The sequence below is a fragment of the Neobacillus drentensis genome, assembly GCF_021560175.1.
Taxonomy (GTDB): Bacteria; Bacillota; Bacilli; order Bacillales; family Cytobacillaceae; genus Neobacillus; species Neobacillus drentensis_A.
Genome location: NZ_CP091110.1, coordinates 3,946,710 through 3,962,810, shown reverse-complemented (window position 1 = coordinate 3,962,810; position 16,101 = coordinate 3,946,710). Strand labels below are relative to the sequence as shown.

The 16,101-nt window shown below is 39.1% G+C and carries 17 protein-coding genes and 1 tRNA gene; 12 read left to right on the top strand and 6 right to left on the bottom strand.

The window, feature by feature from the left end; genetic code table 11:
* The first annotated feature begins 94 nt into the window (after window positions 1-94).
* The 4 genes from L1999_RS18475 to L1999_RS18460 all read left to right on the top strand — a co-directional run bounded on the left by L1999_RS18475 (window position 95) and on the right by L1999_RS18460 (window position 2,182).
* Window positions 95-168: transfer RNA gene (locus L1999_RS18475), tRNA-Arg, on the top strand.
* 160 nt (window positions 169-328) lie between these two features.
* Window positions 329-925, top strand: a complete 597-nt coding sequence (locus L1999_RS18470) for a class I SAM-dependent methyltransferase (protein ID WP_235739904.1) — start codon at window positions 329-331, stop codon at window positions 923-925.
* Between the two features lie 75 nt (window positions 926-1,000).
* Window positions 1,001-1,885: an NAD(P)-dependent oxidoreductase gene (locus L1999_RS18465; RefSeq protein ID WP_235739903.1), complete on the top strand. Its 885-nt coding sequence runs from the start codon at window positions 1,001-1,003 to the stop codon at window positions 1,883-1,885.
* Between the two features lie 69 nt (window positions 1,886-1,954).
* Window positions 1,955-2,182 carry a hypothetical protein gene (locus tag L1999_RS18460; protein WP_235739902.1) on the top strand — a complete coding sequence of 76 codons (228 nt, stop codon included), beginning with the start codon at window positions 1,955-1,957 and terminating at the stop codon, window positions 2,180-2,182.
* A 55-nt stretch (window positions 2,183-2,237) separates the two neighbouring features.
* On the opposite strand, the gene L1999_RS18455 is transcribed toward L1999_RS18460, so the two are convergent.
* Entirely contained in the window at window positions 2,238-2,993 is a 756-nt protein-coding gene (locus L1999_RS18455) for a YoaK family protein (protein WP_235739901.1), read from the bottom strand.
* A gap of 87 nt (window positions 2,994-3,080) precedes the next feature.
* Between L1999_RS18455 and L1999_RS18450 the strand changes: the two genes are divergently transcribed.
* The 4 genes from L1999_RS18450 (at window position 3,081) to L1999_RS18435 (ending at window position 8,669) form a co-directional block, all read left to right on the top strand.
* Window positions 3,081-3,302 (top strand): DUF2187 family protein, encoded by a 222-nt coding sequence (locus tag L1999_RS18450; protein ID WP_235739900.1) that lies wholly within the window; start codon window positions 3,081-3,083, stop codon window positions 3,300-3,302.
* 267 nt (window positions 3,303-3,569) lie between these two features.
* Window positions 3,570-6,608, top strand: a complete 3,039-nt coding sequence (locus L1999_RS18445; RefSeq protein ID WP_235739899.1) for an efflux RND transporter permease subunit — start codon at window positions 3,570-3,572, stop codon at window positions 6,606-6,608.
* A gap of 178 nt (window positions 6,609-6,786) precedes the next feature.
* Window positions 6,787-8,004 (top strand): threonine synthase, encoded by a 1,218-nt coding sequence (locus L1999_RS18440; protein ID WP_235739898.1) that lies wholly within the window; start codon window positions 6,787-6,789, stop codon window positions 8,002-8,004.
* Window positions 8,005-8,120: 116 nt separating this feature from the next.
* Window positions 8,121-8,669 (top strand): hypothetical protein, encoded by a 549-nt coding sequence (locus tag L1999_RS18435; RefSeq protein ID WP_235739897.1) that lies wholly within the window; start codon window positions 8,121-8,123, stop codon window positions 8,667-8,669.
* 51 nt (window positions 8,670-8,720) lie between these two features.
* On the opposite strand, the gene L1999_RS18430 is transcribed toward L1999_RS18435, so the two are convergent.
* Both L1999_RS18430 and L1999_RS18425 read right to left on the bottom strand, forming a co-directional pair.
* The gene (locus tag L1999_RS18430; RefSeq protein WP_235739896.1) at window positions 8,721-9,416 is read right to left on the bottom strand and encodes a YjjG family noncanonical pyrimidine nucleotidase; all 696 of its coding nucleotides are present in this window, start codon (window positions 9,414-9,416) and stop codon (window positions 8,721-8,723) included.
* A gap of 107 nt (window positions 9,417-9,523) precedes the next feature.
* Window positions 9,524-10,150 (bottom strand): cell wall hydrolase, encoded by a 627-nt coding sequence (locus tag L1999_RS18425; protein ID WP_235739895.1) that lies wholly within the window; start codon window positions 10,148-10,150, stop codon window positions 9,524-9,526.
* A gap of 214 nt (window positions 10,151-10,364) precedes the next feature.
* Between L1999_RS18425 and L1999_RS18420 the strand changes: the two genes are divergently transcribed.
* Both L1999_RS18420 and L1999_RS18415 read left to right on the top strand, forming a co-directional pair.
* Entirely contained in the window at window positions 10,365-11,246 is an 882-nt protein-coding gene (locus L1999_RS18420) for a mechanosensitive ion channel family protein (RefSeq protein WP_430539976.1), read from the top strand.
* 95 nt (window positions 11,247-11,341) lie between these two features.
* The gene (locus tag L1999_RS18415; protein WP_235739894.1) at window positions 11,342-11,989 is read left to right on the top strand and encodes a glycosyltransferase; all 648 of its coding nucleotides are present in this window, start codon (window positions 11,342-11,344) and stop codon (window positions 11,987-11,989) included.
* Between the two features lie 49 nt (window positions 11,990-12,038).
* On the opposite strand, the gene L1999_RS18410 is transcribed toward L1999_RS18415, so the two are convergent.
* Complete coding sequence (locus L1999_RS18410; protein ID WP_235739893.1) at window positions 12,039-12,326, bottom strand: hypothetical protein; 288 nt, start codon at window positions 12,324-12,326, stop codon at window positions 12,039-12,041.
* Between the two features lie 150 nt (window positions 12,327-12,476).
* On the opposite strand from L1999_RS18410, the gene L1999_RS18405 reads away from it, so the two are divergent.
* On the top strand, window positions 12,477-13,526 hold the full coding sequence (locus tag L1999_RS18405; RefSeq protein ID WP_235739892.1) for an LLM class flavin-dependent oxidoreductase: 1,050 nt from the start codon (window positions 12,477-12,479) through the stop codon (window positions 13,524-13,526).
* Window positions 13,527-13,581: 55 nt separating this feature from the next.
* On the opposite strand, the gene L1999_RS18400 is transcribed toward L1999_RS18405, so the two are convergent.
* Window positions 13,582-14,361 carry a Cof-type HAD-IIB family hydrolase gene (locus L1999_RS18400; protein WP_235739891.1) on the bottom strand — a complete coding sequence of 260 codons (780 nt, stop codon included), beginning with the start codon at window positions 14,359-14,361 and terminating at the stop codon, window positions 13,582-13,584.
* Between the two features lie 264 nt (window positions 14,362-14,625).
* Window positions 14,626-14,946: a hypothetical protein gene (locus tag L1999_RS18395; protein ID WP_235739890.1), complete on the bottom strand. Its 321-nt coding sequence runs from the start codon at window positions 14,944-14,946 to the stop codon at window positions 14,626-14,628.
* Window positions 14,947-15,250: 304 nt separating this feature from the next.
* Here L1999_RS18395 and L1999_RS18390 point away from each other — a divergent pair, with 304 nt between their 5' ends.
* Window positions 15,251-16,045 (top strand): GNAT family N-acetyltransferase, encoded by a 795-nt coding sequence (locus tag L1999_RS18390; protein WP_235739889.1) that lies wholly within the window; start codon window positions 15,251-15,253, stop codon window positions 16,043-16,045.
* Window positions 16,046-16,101 lie beyond the last annotated feature (56 nt).

The window sequence follows — 16,101 nt, the reverse complement described above, 5'->3', positions numbered from 1 at the left end:
TTTTAAAGCGAAATAACTCGTTTTTACAAAATTTCTTCTACATTATCTAGTTTTGAGAGAACGAACTCTCAATAGAAAAAAATATCACTTACATGCGCCCGTAGCTCAATTGGATAGAGCGTCTGACTACGGATCAGAAGGTTATGGGTTCGACTCCTTTCGGGCGCGTCATCAGTTCTTCTAAAAAGCAGTGGATTCTATTTGTGAATTCACTGCTTTTTTCTTGTTTAACTATTAGAAATGGCCACTTCCAGGGTTAGGGGGTCTTTCCCTTTTTATGGAATAGTGATAGTGTAAAACGAGAACATACATAATGGAGTTGACTAGATTGAGCCGCAGGTTTGCTGAATGGTATGATTTTTTTATGCGTCCTCTAGAAAAAAGGAAGTTTAAAAGAATTCGTGAGGAACTTTTGTCTAAGGCCGATGGATATGTACTGGAAATCGGTTCCGGGACTGGTATTAATTTTCCTCTATATAAATCGGTTGAAAAGGTAGTCGCAACCGAACCAAGTACTTATATGATTAACAAGTCACAAGAGAAGCTTAAACAATCCTCTGTAAAAATTGAGCTGGTGAAAGCAGATGCTGAAAAGCTCCCTTTTGGAGACAATACTTTTGATACAGTTGTAGCTACACTCGTATTCTGCACGATCCCAAATCCGAATCAAGCAATGAAGGAAATGCTGCGAGTATGTAAGCCAGAAGGAAAATTACTGTTTTTTGAACATGTTAAAATGGAAAATCGGTTTCTAGCTGCATTACAAGAGTGGCTAACACCTGCTTGGAAAAGAATTTGTGATGGGTGCTGCCTGAACCGAGATACTCTTAGTTTACTAAAGAATAATGATTTAATAATCAATGAATTCAAAAGCTATTATAATGGGCTTTTTCTTTCGGTAGAAACCAAAAAACGAAAATCTTGAATCTGATTTTATATGGAAATGGGTATCTTAGACAGGGAATAGTCATTAATAAGAAAGCAGTGAGGAGGAATTAAAATGAGAGAAGTCGGTTTTATTGGTATTGGAAATATGGGACAACCAATGGTATTGAACCTATTAAAGGCAGGCTTTAAAGTAAAAGTTTACAATCGGACAGCAAGTAAAGCCTCGGAGGTTGTTGCGGCAGGTGCGGAGCAGGTTAATCGTCCGTGTGATGTTATTACCCCTGGTGGAATTGTTGTAACCATGGTTGCCAACGACCAAGTACTAGAGGTATTAGTATACAGTCAAGATGGGATCGGGGATCGATTAGGGACAGATGGTATCCACCTCTCGATGAGTACAGTCTCACCCGAGACATCAAGGAAACTAGCGCAGTACCATCAAGAAAAGGGGAGTTTTTATATCGCGTCTCCGGTATTTGGACGTCCAGAGGCTGCCGCTGCCCAAAAATTGTGGATCCTGTCATCAGGGAACCATGTAGCGAAAGAAAAGGTGAAGCCTGTCCTAGAGGCACTGGGTCAGCGTGTATTTGATTTAGGTGAAGAACCTGGCAATGCTAATGTGGTAAAATTAGGCGGGAATTTTATGATAATGGCAGCAATGGAAGCGATGGCAGAGACCTTTAATTTGGCTGAAAAGAATGGAATGGATCGTGAGATGGTGGCTGAAGTTTATTCGTCAACCCTATTTAACTGCACCGTTTATAACGGTTATGGGTCAATGATTGCGAAGAAGATGTTTGAACCAGCCGGTTTTCAGTTGGCACTAGGTCTAAAAGACTGTAATCTTGTCCTGGATGAAGCGAACAATACAAAGACTCCTATGCCACTGGCAAATTTAGTCCATAATCGTCTCTTGTCCTCTACTGCAAAAGGCCGGGGAAATCTTGATTGGTCTGCGTTAACGAAACTGACAAATGAGGAAGCTGGTTTGGAATAACTTTTGAATAAATCCCTCTATTAGGTTAACGATATAAGATAATATCGGAATGAAAAAGGAGACATATTTGTGAAGTCATTTCAAATTACCAATATGATTATAGATGATGATTTTGCTGTTGAGGAATATGTGACAGCCGAATTCGTTTATGAAAATAAAGAATATAGTGTTACATTTAAAAAAGCAGATTTAGAAATCATCAATAGCTGGGTTTTCGAGGATGGCACGTCACTACCGGCTAATGTACCTGAAGAAATCATTGAATTGATCCGAAACGATATTAAAAAGAAAATATAATCTCAAGAGGCGATAGATTTTCCCGATTTCGGGAGTCACCCGCCTCTTTTCTACTTTATGATTTATTAAGTAATGTTTTTGGATTTGAATGTAAGACGAGCATGGCACATAGAAGAATTCCTGAAGCAATCCAAATGGCTTTTGCACCCCAATGTAAAGTTGAAAGAGTGCCGAATAAAGCACCGATTAGAAAAGAGGCAATAATGAGCGTAAAGTCAAGTAATTGGTGGAAGCCTTTTCGGTCATGCATCACGATTGCAGTATAGGCCGCTTCTGCAGCAGTACGTAAATTTCCAGTTACCATTGCAGAATTATAGGGCCATTTCACTAAGGTTCGAAATGAGGAAATTTGTACTGAGGCTACAAAAGCAATCGTGATCGTAACAATCATATTTGGTACCTCAACTGGCCAAGTTCCGACCAATAAAAGAACAATACTTTCTAATAAAAGGACAGTACGGGCTGGATAGGGAAAAGTCCTAATAATATGTGGGTGTTTTAATCCTTCGGCAACGGCTACTCCTAAAACAAATGCGACAATAGGCGGAATATGTCTTAATCCTTGATGCCATTGGCCATGTGCCATCTCAACACCTAACAAAACAAGATTACCCGTTTGGGAAGTAGCAAATACTCCATCTCGGCTAACGTAGGTATAGGCATCCAAGAATCCCCCCACTAAGGCAAGTAATATTCCGAGCCCAACAGATTCCGCCGTTAATTTTGGCAGAGCAGTCCTGCCTTTATAGAAATATCTTCGTAAATATAACCGTGCAATATGTTTGTGATCAGAGTCCTGCCTTTTTTCCATTCAGTATCTCCCAATGAATTTTGAAATTTTTCATGTTATTTTTCGTCAAGATCTAAAAATTTATGTAGGAAGAGAAGCGGTAATCGAATGGCAGTTAGTTGTTTTGGAAAAGATAAAGACGAGGTGAATAGAATGGCTAATGCAAAAGTCGGAGAAATCATAACTTTTAAACGTGATGGAGAAAGCCACGAAGGCAGTGTTACCGGGGTCCGGGAAAATTCTGTTATCGTCCAATACGGTTATTCAAAAGAAAAGGATGAACCGCTAACAACCATCGTGAATCATAAAAATTATAAAATAAAAAAATAATAGTTGAACTAGAAAGGCAGTGTGAATTTATTCATACTGCTTTTTTATTTAATTTTAAAAATCAATGTTGTAAAAGTTTGGTAAATCTTCCAAAAATAATTTACTTCTTAATAAAGAACAAGTATAATCATTTTGGATTAAGTAATTCAAAAATCCTAGTCGAGATAGGTATTTTGTACTTGTTGTTCACTACTTAGTCTTCATAAGGCCTTTATCCATACCTACATACGTACATTCATCAATAAATTTATAAGGGGGAAATTAAAAATGACTTGGTTTACAAAGTGGTCTTTTCGGAACAAAGCTGCTGTGTCACTAACGACTGTTCTAATCCTAATAATGGGGATTGTTAGTTATTTTACTTTACCAATGGAATTTTTGCCAACGGCTGATAATCCGCAGGTAACAGTAGTAGTTCTTGGTCAGGGGACAGATGTTGCGACCATGACAGATACAGTAACCGCTCCACTTGAACATTCGGTTGCAGCCGTAAAAGGAAAAAGTGAGACTTATTCCACCACTGGTGATGGATTCAGTAAGATAGACCTTATGTTTGAGGCAGGGACAGATATGAAGCAGGCTGCTGCGGATGTTCAAAAAGCCATTGATACAGTCAAGCTGCCGGAAGGTACGAATAAACCGATCGTTGTCCAACTTAATACAGATATGATTCCAATAGCTGACATTTCAGTTACATTTAAGGACGGCATTACAAAAGAAAATAGTAAACTAGCAGATGAAAAAATTTTTCCTGCACTGAAGCAAATGAAAGGTGTCGGAAGTGTTGCCATGTACGGAAGAGGAGTAAATGAGGTTTCCATTGAATTGGACCAAGCAAAACTGTCGCAATATAAATTACCAGCTCAAGTTGTTGCAGCGGCGTTACAGGGTCAAAACCTGGCAGCTGCTGTCGGTCAAAAAACGATTGATGGAAAAACGAGTAACATTAAGGTAGTTGGAACACTTGAAAGTCTTGAAGACTTAAAGAATGTTCCTGTTATTCAAGGAGTAAAGCTCGGGGATATTGCCCATGTCCAAAAAGCCAGTCAAGAAGATCATATTACTCGTGTTAATGGGGAGGATGCCCTGCTTGCTGTCATCACAAAGGATAGTAATTCAAGTGCGGTCTCCATTATCAAAGAGGTAAGAAAAGAAGCAAAAGCGCTCACGAAAAAATACGAGAATGCTAATGTTCGTGTCTTCTATTCAACTGCCGATATGGTTGTCAACTCAGTCACAAGCATGATAAAAGAGGTATTATTAGGGGCTTTATTTGCAACCATTGTTATTATGTTCTTTTTGCGGAACATTCGATCAACCTTTATTACCATTGTTTCAATCCCATTATCGTTGTGCTTAACGCTCTTTTTACTAGGGCGGTCAGGTATCACCCTAAATATCCTGACAATAGGTGGAGTCGCGGTTGCTGTCGGGCGTTTAGTTGATGATAGTATCGTCGTGATTGAAAATATTTTCCGCAAAATGCAGGACGAGAAATTTTCAATTGAGCTTGTAATCGCAGCTACAAAGGAAGTGGCTTCTGCCATCACATCTTCCACACTCACAACGGTGGCTGTATTTCTTCCACTTGGCTTAGTGGGGGCGGGGTTAAAAGATTTCTTACTGCCGTTTGCGTTAACGGTAACCTATTCATTATTATCATCGTTACTTGTCGCTTTAACTGTTGTTCCACTGATGAGTGCAGGACTTTTGAAAAAGGCAAATCTCCCGAAACATCGTCCTTCTAAAAGGTATGTTTCAATGCTGCGCTGGTCATTAAATCATAAGTGGGTTATTTTACTCTCATCAGCCTTACTGTTTTTTGGTTCAATCGGTGCCTATTTTGTGATGCCGAAGGGGGCAGTTGATAGTTCTGATGCAGAACTGGTCACGGTTTCATTAGATTACCCGAATGAAACGCCGATAAAAATAGTCCATGATAATACTTTAAAATTAGAAAATTATTTATTAGACCAAGACGGACCTAAAGCCATTTATACACAATTGGGTAATAGTCCCGATGCGGCTCAATATGGGGAGGTTGGATCCCCGACATCGGCTGCTTTTACCATTGTGATGAAAAAGAATGCCAATACGGAACGATTTATCAATCAAGTGAAAAAACAAAAGGAAAATTATCCGGGTGCTGAATTACTCTCAGGCACTGGTTCATTAACAGGCGGAAGTTCCACATCGATTACCATTGATGTAGTAGGCGGAAAAATGGCCGATATAGAGGCCAGTGCTATGAAGATTAAAAATGTGATTAAGGATATTAAAGGGGTAGAAAAAGTAGAAACAAACCAAGAAGAGAAGAAGCCAGTCTATACGTTCTCAGTTGACCCAGAAGTAGCAAGGCCAAGTGAAGTGATCCAACAACTCGGCATGATGCTAAATCGTATGCCAATTGGAAGTGTTAATCTAGATGGTAATCATACACCTGTATATTTAGAACCCATTTTAAATCCGTCCGATAAAAAGGATTTGGAAGGAATTATGGTTACAAATCAACAAAAATTAGTCCCAATAACCTCTGTTGCCAAGCTTGATGTAGAAAATAAAGCAACCCAGATTCTTCATAAGGGAGGGGAGACCTATCTCCGAGTTACGGCTACCGTTGACCCAAAACAGCTTTCCGTCGTTTCTGGGAAAATCAATACCAAGATTAATGGCACCAAATCTGGAACTGGTTTAAAATTTCCTGATGATGTAAAGGTATATGTCGGAGGTGCGGCTGTCAATCAAGCCAATGATTTTACGGATCTATTTTTAACAATGGCGCTATCAATTGGGATTGTTTATTTAATCATGGTCATTACATTCAAAACCTTGCGTGCCCCCCTAGCGATACTATTCTCGCTCCCATTAGCTGCAATTGGGGCCATCATTGGACTGTTGGTAAGCCGAATTCCTGTTGATATTACAGCCCTACTAGGCGCATTAATGTTAATTGGAATTGTTGTGACCAATGCCATTGTATTAATTGATCGGGTTAAGCAGAATGAAGTGAAGATGATTATGCGTGAGGCCATTTTAGATGCGGCCAGTACGCGGATACGACCAATTTTAATGACGGCCATTGCGACAATCTGTGCCATGCTGCCACTATTATTTAAAAAAGCAGAAATGGGAAGTCTTGTTTCTCAGAGTCTCGCTATCGTAGTAATCGGAGGTCTCGCTATTTCAACCTTGTTAACATTAGTTGTGGTGCCGGTTATCTATGAATTATTCCATTTTAAAAAGTCCAAAAAACAGCGGATTGCACAAAATCAAAATCAGTTAGGGGAAGAGCCGTTTTCGGGATGATGAAGATTGGAGAAAGGGAGTTTACCAGAACTCCCTTTTTTTTGTTTAATCTATACCATAATACTTATTTATATAATCGGAATTATCGGATATAATGGGCTTGTACAGACTAGTGAGCTTTATATTTCGTTTTTCGAAATATTTAGCCTGCATAATACATTATTGGAGGGCTTAAACCATGAAGTACAGCTATGTTTCTCACCTTGAGTGCCCAAAATGTCATGAGGTTTATTCCGTAGATGAAGTAAATCAGTTATGTCGTTGTGGAGCACCACTCTTAGTTAAATACGATTTAAGTGGGGCAAAATCTGTGTTTAAAAAAGCAGATTTAAACGCTCGAAAAAATAGTTTATGGAGATATCATGAACTGCTTCCCGTTAAAAGCGAGGAAAATATCGTTTCGTTAGATGAAGGAATGACTCCTTTAACAAAACTAAAGAAACTTGGCGAAAAATACGCTCTAACCAATTTATATCTTAAGGATGAGGGGATCATTCCAACGGGTTCCTTTAAAACTCGCGGTGCAAGTGTGGGAATCTCAAAAGCAAAAGAACTTGGTATAGAACAGCTGGCAATGCCGACGAATGGTAACGCTGGTGCTGCTTGGGCATTATATTCTGCAAAAGCAGGGATCAAAGCGACCATAGTTATGCCACAGGATGCACCGAATATCACAAGAAAAGAGGTTGCCGTCTCCGGGGCCAATCTATATTTAGTAAATGGATTAATCAGTGATGCTGGTAAAATTGTCGCCAAGTTAATTGCTGAACAAGGTATTTATGATGCATCAACATTAAAAGAGCCCTTTCGTATTGAGGGTAAAAAGACAATGGGCTATGAAATTTTGGAACAATTCAATTGGCAGGTTCCGGACGTCATTTTATATCCGACTGGCGGCGGTGTAGGGATTATCGGTATTTTTAAAGCACTAGTCGAATTAAGAGAACTGGGCTGGATTACGACTGACAAGTTTCCTAGATTGGTAGCTGTCCAAGCGGAGGGTTGTGCTCCAATTGTAAAGGCATGGCAAGAAGGGAAGAAGGAATCGGAGTTTTGGGAAAACTCTAAGACAAATGCGTTTGGCATCAATGTACCTAAAGCACTTGGAGATTTTCTGGTCTTAGAAGCCATCTATGAAACAAACGGCTGTGCGATTGCGATATCGGAAAATGAACTTTCGGAAGCTCAAAAGCAAGTGGCAGAACTTGAAGGAAACTTCATTTGTCCGGAAGGTGCGGCGACATTTGCAGCAGCACGTATATTACGTGAACAAAATTGGATTAAGGAAGATGAAACAGTGGTTTGCTTAAACACGGGGCAAGGCATTAAATATCCGGAAACCGTTGAAACCAATAATGTAACCCTATTACAGCCGGATGATGTTATCAAAGCATGATCAATTAATGAAAAAGGTGAAAATTTCTTCGTTTTTTTGTTCTAAATGGAATTGGTTCTAAAGACAGTGACACTTCAGCTCCAGAGAAACATAGGATAGTAGCGGAGGTGTCACAAATGAAGAGATGGTTAAAAGTAGTCATTTTGACATATCTTTCGCTGCTATTTTTCGGAAGTTTTATTGCTGTAGGCATGTTGGGGACCGGTACACTGGAGAAATTTTTGCCATTCATTTCGGAAATTAAAATCTTTTTGTATTATTTTTTTGCTGGAGCCATTGGGGGTTCACTAAGACATCTTTATATGTTCTGCACTCATTATATGGATGACGAGTTACATGATTATCGCAAATGGATCATGTATATTTTTTATCCTATTTTTGCAACCGGCACGGCAGTCGTAGCGGTTACCATTATCCAAAGTGGGATTTTATTAATTCAATTTACGGATTATCAAGATACTCCTTATGCACCGATAAGTATAGCTTTCTTTGTAGGATTTGGTTTTAACCGTTTTGTTAAAAAGCTTAACACAGTATCAAAAGATATTTTTCAGACCAATCGTAAGAAAAGTAACGGGGATGAAGAAACGATCGATGAACCTGAAGAAACGACGAATGAACAATCGGAAAGCCTAAATCATCCATCCAACAACGGTTCAAAATAAATAATATAGCCGCCATGCATAACACATGGCGGCTATTCAACGTGGTCACGATTAATGATTCAGATTTAAAATGGGATATAGCTCATGAAGATTGCGGATTTCATAGGTGGGAATTATTCCAGTATCATTTGGTTTACCCATTGGGTTAAACCAACAAGTATCAAGGCCAGCAAGCTGTCCGCCTTTAATATCAGAGCTTAAGGAGTCCCCGACGATTAAAGCTTGATCTGGAGAAACATTTGGAATTCGAGCAAAGACATAAACAAAAAATTCCTTCATCGGTTTTTGAAAACCAGTATCTTCTGAGACAAAAATCCCCTTAAAAAGCGGGTGGAGGCCTGCATCTCGCAATCGTTTGTCCTGTGTCTTGGAAACCCCATTTGTAACAATGTATAAATCAAAGTGATTTCGCAACTCGGAAATTAGTTCAAGTGCACCACTGATTAATTGATGGCCTTCTTCTAAATAGCCCCGGTAGTTCTTTTCTAATAAAACACCATCAACGATTTGACCGTAATCCTTAAATAAAAGGGAAAACCGGGTATTTACAACTTCATCCCGAGCCATTTTTCCTTCTTCAAATGATTTCCACAGCCCCTGATTTAATTTTTTATAGTTTGCTTCTATTTCTGTTGTCAGTGGGATATTTTGACTTTCAAACAAGAGTTTTAAGGCTAACGCTTCAGCAGCAGCAAAATCTAATAATGTATCATCAACATCGAACAATATCGTTTTATATGGTTTCAAGCTAATTCCCCTTTGTTTCTTTAAGATTCATTGATTTTTATTTTACCGTAGAAAAGCGCCAGGTGCCATCCATTTAATTGAAAGGCATCTGGCGCTTGGATATTTAGTTATTTTTTAAATACATGGTGGCCAATAACAAGGGTTGTTGTTTTGGAATCAAGCCAGCGATTGGTGGCAGTGGACGGATTATAGAAGAATAGCGAGCCTGCGGCTGTATTACGTTTTTCATCTAAGGCTTCCTGTACCGCTTTGATGGAGTCTCCATCAGCCGGCTGATTAATGGCCCCATTGCGGACAGGTTGAAATTGCCCTTTTTGATAAATAACCTCTTTAATGGAGTTAGGGAACGCTGGACTGGCAACTCTATTTAGGACCACACAGGCGACAGCGACTTTGCCTTGGTATGGTTCACTTTCGGCCTCGGCACGGACCAATCTTGCCAGCAAATCGAGTTCATTTTCAGAATAACCTACTGTTATTTCAGGTGTTGAAGCAGTATGTACAGCTTGTCCAATTGCATTAACTTCCTGCAATTCTGTATGGATCGTTTGCCCAACATAAATTAAATCAATATTTTGTATTTGCGGATTTAGTCTTGCTAATTCTTGTAATGAAAGATTGTGACTTCTGGCAATTCCTGACATCGTGTCCCCGCTATTTACAGTATAAGCAAATGCAGGTGAGGTAAATAGTAGGGATAACAGAACAGTTATCACAGTCATTAATTTTTTCATTGTTTTTCCTCCAGTCGAACTCTCTTATTTATGTCTATTTCTATGAACAGAATCGCTAGATTAGTATTACAGAGTTTTACAATTACATTACATAATAAAAGAGTTGTTAGTATTGGAAGAATCGTTTGCTAGATATTGAAGTACTATGAAAAATAATCTGGAAAATATAGGTCATGCTAAGAGGTGATTCTATTTTTAAAAAGGAAGTGAATCGATGGAACTTTTAACCTATACAGAGACATTCTTAAACTATATAAAGGATTATTTAATCTTAAGAGTTGTGTTTATAATCCTTATCCTCACTGTTTCTTCTTTTGTGATTAACCGGAGTGTCGATTGGTTTTTTCGTAAATCACATTTATTAGAGGATGAAGTCGAGCAGACCATTCAAGGGGTTATCCGATCTGCCTTAAAATACTCTTCTGTTACCATTGTGATTGTGTATCTCATCGGCCAATTTATGAACCTAAAGGGCTTATTAGCGGGTGCAGGAATTGTTGGAGTTATCGTCGGTCTTGCTGCTCAAGAGGTTTTAAAAGATATACTATTGGGATTGGTTCGGCTGTCAGATCGAGAGTTTCGAGTCGGAAACTATGTCACGTTTAATGGTAATAATTCTGGAACAATCGAGGAGATTGGCATCCGTTTTATGCAAATACGTGAATGGTCTGGCAAGCTTTTGACTATACCACATGGGGAAGTTAGGACAATTCAAAATTTTAATAAAGGGAAAATGCGTGTAATCGAACGAATAACGGTCAGTTACCAGGAAGACCCTCAAGAAATGAAACAGTTGATGGAACAAGTTTGTAGTATCTGTAATGAAAAATATTCCCAATGCCTATTAATAATGGAAGACGGCAGCCCAGAACAGGAATTTCAGTTTATCGGCATAACTGATCTTAATCCATATCATAAATATGTTGGGTACGAGCTTTGTATGGTAGGGCTGGTTTGGCCGGATGATTATTTTGAGGTATCGAGGCAGGTAAGATTTGAGTTATTAAGGATATTTCATGAACACCAGATTAATATGCCAGGGATGGTTTTCTATCATGAATCCTTAGTAAGTCAAACTCATCCCGGAAAAATGTAAATTTTTGATTCGGGGCTCTGGACTTGGTTGCATAAGGAAGGAAAATGTCCCAATACTAAAACTAATAGAAAAACATCCGAAAAGGAGATTCATCAATGAAAAAACAACTAGTCTCATGTTTGGCTGTTTTCACCATTGCTATTACAACCTCTCATTCACTCGCATGGGCAGAAGGAAGACCAGCACCTCAGCGGGTTTGTATTAATCAATCAGTGATTCAACTAAAGTACCCAATGCAAAAGCTATGGATCGAACATGCCTGGTGGACTAGAAGCTTTATTGTTAGCAGTTTAGCAGGACTTAAAGATCAAAATGATGTTCTAGCAAGGTTATTACAAAATCAAGTGGATCTTGGAAATATTATTAAACCATATTACGGAGAACAAGCTAGGGACAAACTGACTAGTTTACTTAAGGAACATATTCTGATTGCCGGAAAAATAATTGAGGCGGCAAAAGCCGGTGATCAAGCGAAGTTTAACCAATTCAATAAAGATTGGATCCGTAATGCCGATGAAATTGTAGCATTTTTAACGAACGCGAACCCAAATTGGAACAAACAGGTTCTAGCAGATATGTTCTATACCCATTTAAAATTAACAATAGCTGAAGTGGAATACCGATTGAAAGGGGAATGGGCGGCTGATATCAAAACCGCCGATACCATTGAGACCCATCTTATTCATATGGGTGACTTTTTAACAGATGGAATTGTGAAACAGTTTCCTAATAGATTTCGGTAAAAAGAAAGGAAATCAATCGTAAAGCTTTTACGAAAGGTTTCCTTTCTTTTTAATTCTTCTTCCTTTTTTTATTACGATAAGAGATTATATTGGTCCTTAATGAAGCATAAGAGCCAATCGCCGCATATCCATAAAACCAGCCCATAAACACACCAGAAATGAAGCTGTGTTTGTGGCTAATAAAAATAGAGATCCCAAGTCCGAACAAAAGGGCAATCGTAGGAACAAACCATTTCGGAATTTTAAAATAAACTTTAATAAATTGGGTTAAGACCATAATAATTGGGATCGCAAAGACGGCGTCCCAAAAATTCATTTCAATGGTAGGAAAATCCAAACAAGAACACACCTTTTTTCCTGTATTATGTGTAAACTTCACAAAATTATTTTGACCGAGTTGGGTTTGACAATGGACTTGAGCAAACTATGATAAAATGGGTCTGTCTTAATTACTTACATAAACAAAGTAGAAATAGGAGGAATTTAGGTGGAAATAGGGATTAGTACATTTGTAGAAACAACTCCGGACACACGGACCGGAAAGGTGATAAGTCATGCAGAGCGGCTGCGCGAAGTCGTAGAGGAAATTGTCCTTGCTGATCAGGTCGGATTGGATGTGTTTGGAGTGGGGGAGCACCATCGAAAAGACTATGCGGCGTCTTCTCCCACACTTGTTCTTGCTGCGGCCGCATCGCAAACAAAACGGATCAGGCTGACGAGTGCGGTAACAGTCCTTTCATCAGATGATCCAGTCCGAGTTTTTGAAGACTTTGCCACGTTAGATGGTCTTTCAAATGGGCGGGCAGAAATTATGGTAGGCCGAGGTTCGTTTATTGAATCGTTCCCTTTGTTCGGCTATGATCTCCAAGACTACGATGAATTGTTCGAGGAAAAGTTGGAGCTATTATTAAAATTACGGGAGTCCGAGAAAGTCACTTGGAGTGGAAAGCATCGTCCGTCGATTCAAAATCTGGGGGTGTATCCTCGACCCGTGCAGGATCCATTGCCTGTGTGGATTGGCAGCGGGGGAACGCCTGATTCCGTTATTCGTGCGGGACTTTTGGGATTGCCACTTGTTCTAGCAATAATTGGTGGTCGTCCTGTCCAGTTTGCACCGCTTGTTGAACTCTATAAAAGAGCCGCGGAACAAGCAGGGCATGATGGGTCGAAGTTGACGGTAGCGTCGCATTCCCATGGTTTTATTGCTGATGACATTGATACGGCTGCGGATAAATTTTTCCCTTCTACTCAGCAAGCGATGAACGTACTTGGACGAGAACGCGGCTGGGGATATTACGATCGGTCGAGTTTTGATGCCGCACGCAGCTTTGAAGGAGCGCTTTATGTGGGGGACCCTGAAACAGTGGCACAAAAAATCATTCACCTTGGTAAGAATGTGGGAGTGACCAGGTTCATGCTCCATGTGCCGGTTGGAAGCATGCCTCATGAGGATGTTTTAAGAGCAATTGAGTTGCTGGGTAAAGAAGTTGCGCCACGTGTTCGTGAAGAAGTGGCTAATTGGGAAGCAGAACAATAAATAATGAAAGCTTGTAAAATAAGTCCTGTCGGGATAATTTTACAAGCTTTTTCAGTTAAATTAAACCTAGTTTTTCCAACCCGTAGGCAACTCCATCTTCTTCTGCTGACAGTGTCACCATATTGGCTGCTTGTTTTAATTCATCAGATGAAGCCCCCATGGCTACTCCCATGCCAACTAATGAAAGCATCTCAATATCATTTAAGCCATCCCCAAAGGCCACAGCTTCGTCTGGTGCAATTCCCAGCTTCTCCAATAACTTGGTGATACCAACAGCCTTATTCGAATCCGTTAGATTGACATCGCAGGTTCTTGCCCCTGAACTCCACCTCCGAAAATCCAACTCAGGAATGTTTGCCTTATAATGAACCTCTTCCTCTAAGTTACAATGGAGGAATATTTGGAAAATATCCTGATCCATCCAATATTGTGGGGGTGCCAGTTCAGGCTTCCATGGATCACGACAGTAGGCTTCAACCACATAAGGATGACTTAGGTCGGTCGCTTTAAAACTAGAACTGCTTAAGAACGTAAGCGGATGCTGAAAATCACCAGATAACAGTTGAACCTTTTTCAAGATATTTTTATCGATTGGATTTTGAAAAATTTCTACCCCTTCATGAAAAACATACGAACCATTAAAGAAGACCATTGAATTTACCCCAGTATCCTCGATAACAGACGTCGAGAAATATGGAGCCCTTCCTGTAGCAATGACGACTTCCATATTTCGATCTTTTAACCGTTGAATTGCATCCTTCGTTGCAGGACTAATGTTTTTTCCATGTGGGACTATAGTTCCGTCTATATCTAAAATGACAACCTTATAATTCATCGTACACACTCCTATGATGCTTTCTAGCTTACTTAACAAATAGTTGTATTTACTCAGTATATCACGACTAATTAATATGATTAAAAAGACCACCCAAAAGGGTAAGTCAGAGAACGTACTACAATACATGACTTGCCCTTTAGTCAAATAATCAGTTGTCTGCGTGGTGTGATGGAGAGTATTTTATTATACTTCGACTGTTACTCCAGCTATTCCTTAAAAATAAAAAAAGGTTGATAGAATATCTACCAACCATTGGAAAAACTATAAAAACATCGTTCCAGAAACCATAATACTGAACAATGAGCCCAAGATTAATCCAACTGAGGCAAACATCATGAGGACAGCGCCGTGTGCTTTACTTCGATCATGGAAAGTAAAGAAACCCATCAAAAACGCGGCCGCTCCAAACAAAATGGGAATAAAAATAAGGGAAAGAACAAAGAATGTCCAACCTAATATAGGATAGATGATTCCTTGTTTTTTATTTGATTCAGCTTCTCCATGTTTTAACGTTAATCTTCCACAATCCTGACAGACATGGGTGTTCACAGCCTCAAGAGATCCACCTTGGGAATCGTACATACCATCCACTCCATTCCATTCATTATAAATTTACCGAACCATTAGAAAGTTAGGATTTCATCTTGTGGTGAAAGTGAGAGATAAAGACAAAGATATTTTAATTAATAATTCTAAATATACTGAAAATTCACTATAAGAATACCATAATTCAGAAAAAAATCAAGTACTATGTACTTGAAAAAAGTGTTCCTTTATTGATCGTATAGCAACACCTAACTGTATTGGATTTCTTGTTTAAATTCAAACTAAGTGCATCTTTAATGTTAAAATTAAGAGGATTAGAATTGAGAAATGGGGGAGAACGTTGTTAAGAAGACTAACTCAACATGATCATGAGGTATGCCTAAGATTGTTAAGAACTAAGCCTGCAGAAAACTTATTTATCATTGGGGACATAGAGGTATATGGGTATGAACAAAACTTTCAAAAGCTCTGGGGAGAGTTTAACGAGAGAGGAGAACTAATTGCTGTCTTATTAAAATTCGAAGAAAACTATATTCCATTTGCGCTAGAATCATTTAATGCTAGAGGATTTGCTGAGATTATGTCTAATGACCCTTCATTTAAGATGATGTCCGGACTTAAGGAAATTACCGAGCAAATTGAACCATACCTGAAACAACCATATAAGAGGAAAAGACAACTTTACTATGCCAAGTGTACCAAGTTAAATACTAATGAGAACAGTGTGGATCTATCGACTGTCCAACAGGCACATCCCGATGATGCTGAAGCACTTGTTGAATTACTAAATTCCGTTCCTGAATTTAGCGGATCCACTATGACAATAGAAAGAAAACTTCGGGAATTGAAAGATCGAAGTTCGCGGTCCTTTTTTATTAAGGAAGATGGGAAAATAGTATCAACTGCCTCAACGGCGGCAGAAAATTCAATGTCAGCGATGGTTGTTGGTGTAGCTACGCTAGAAAACTATAAGAAAAAAGGATTTGCTACTAAGTGTATGCTTAAGTTGTGCAACGAACTTTTAGATGAAGGAAAAGAACTATGTTTATTCTATGATAATCCTGAAGCTGGAGCTATTTACAAGCGAATTGGTTTTGAAGACATAGGTTTCTGGATGATGTATACATATAGCTAGAGGTTTAGGTGTAATACTATAAAAATAAAATACGAATAAAGGCAGAGGATCCCTCT

Bases quoted from the DNA above. Each gene is read 5' to 3' on its own strand.
- L1999_RS18465 (WP_235739903.1), top strand. From the start codon at position 1,001: ATGAGAGAAGTCGGTTTTATTGGTATTGGAAATATGGGACAACCAATG.
- L1999_RS18455 (WP_235739901.1), bottom strand. From the start codon at position 2,993: ATGGAAAAAAGGCAGGACTCTGATCACAAACATATTGCACGGTTATAT.
- L1999_RS18450 (WP_235739900.1), top strand. From the start codon at position 3,081: ATGGCAGTTAGTTGTTTTGGAAAAGATAAAGACGAGGTGAATAGAATG.
- L1999_RS18445 (WP_235739899.1), top strand. From the start codon at position 3,570: ATGACTTGGTTTACAAAGTGGTCTTTTCGGAACAAAGCTGCTGTGTCA.
- L1999_RS18440 (WP_235739898.1), top strand. From the start codon at position 6,787: ATGAAGTACAGCTATGTTTCTCACCTTGAGTGCCCAAAATGTCATGAG.
- L1999_RS18435 (WP_235739897.1), top strand. From the start codon at position 8,121: ATGAAGAGATGGTTAAAAGTAGTCATTTTGACATATCTTTCGCTGCTA.
- L1999_RS18425 (WP_235739895.1), bottom strand. From the start codon at position 10,150: ATGAAAAAATTAATGACTGTGATAACTGTTCTGTTATCCCTACTATTT.
- L1999_RS18420 (WP_430539976.1), top strand. From the start codon at position 10,365: ATGGAACTTTTAACCTATACAGAGACATTCTTAAACTATATAAAGGAT.
- L1999_RS18415 (WP_235739894.1), top strand. From the start codon at position 11,342: ATGAAAAAACAACTAGTCTCATGTTTGGCTGTTTTCACCATTGCTATT.
- L1999_RS18400 (WP_235739891.1), bottom strand. From the start codon at position 14,361: ATGAATTATAAGGTTGTCATTTTAGATATAGACGGAACTATAGTCCCA.
- L1999_RS18395 (WP_235739890.1), bottom strand. From the start codon at position 14,946: ATGTACGATTCCCAAGGTGGATCTCTTGAGGCTGTGAACACCCATGTC.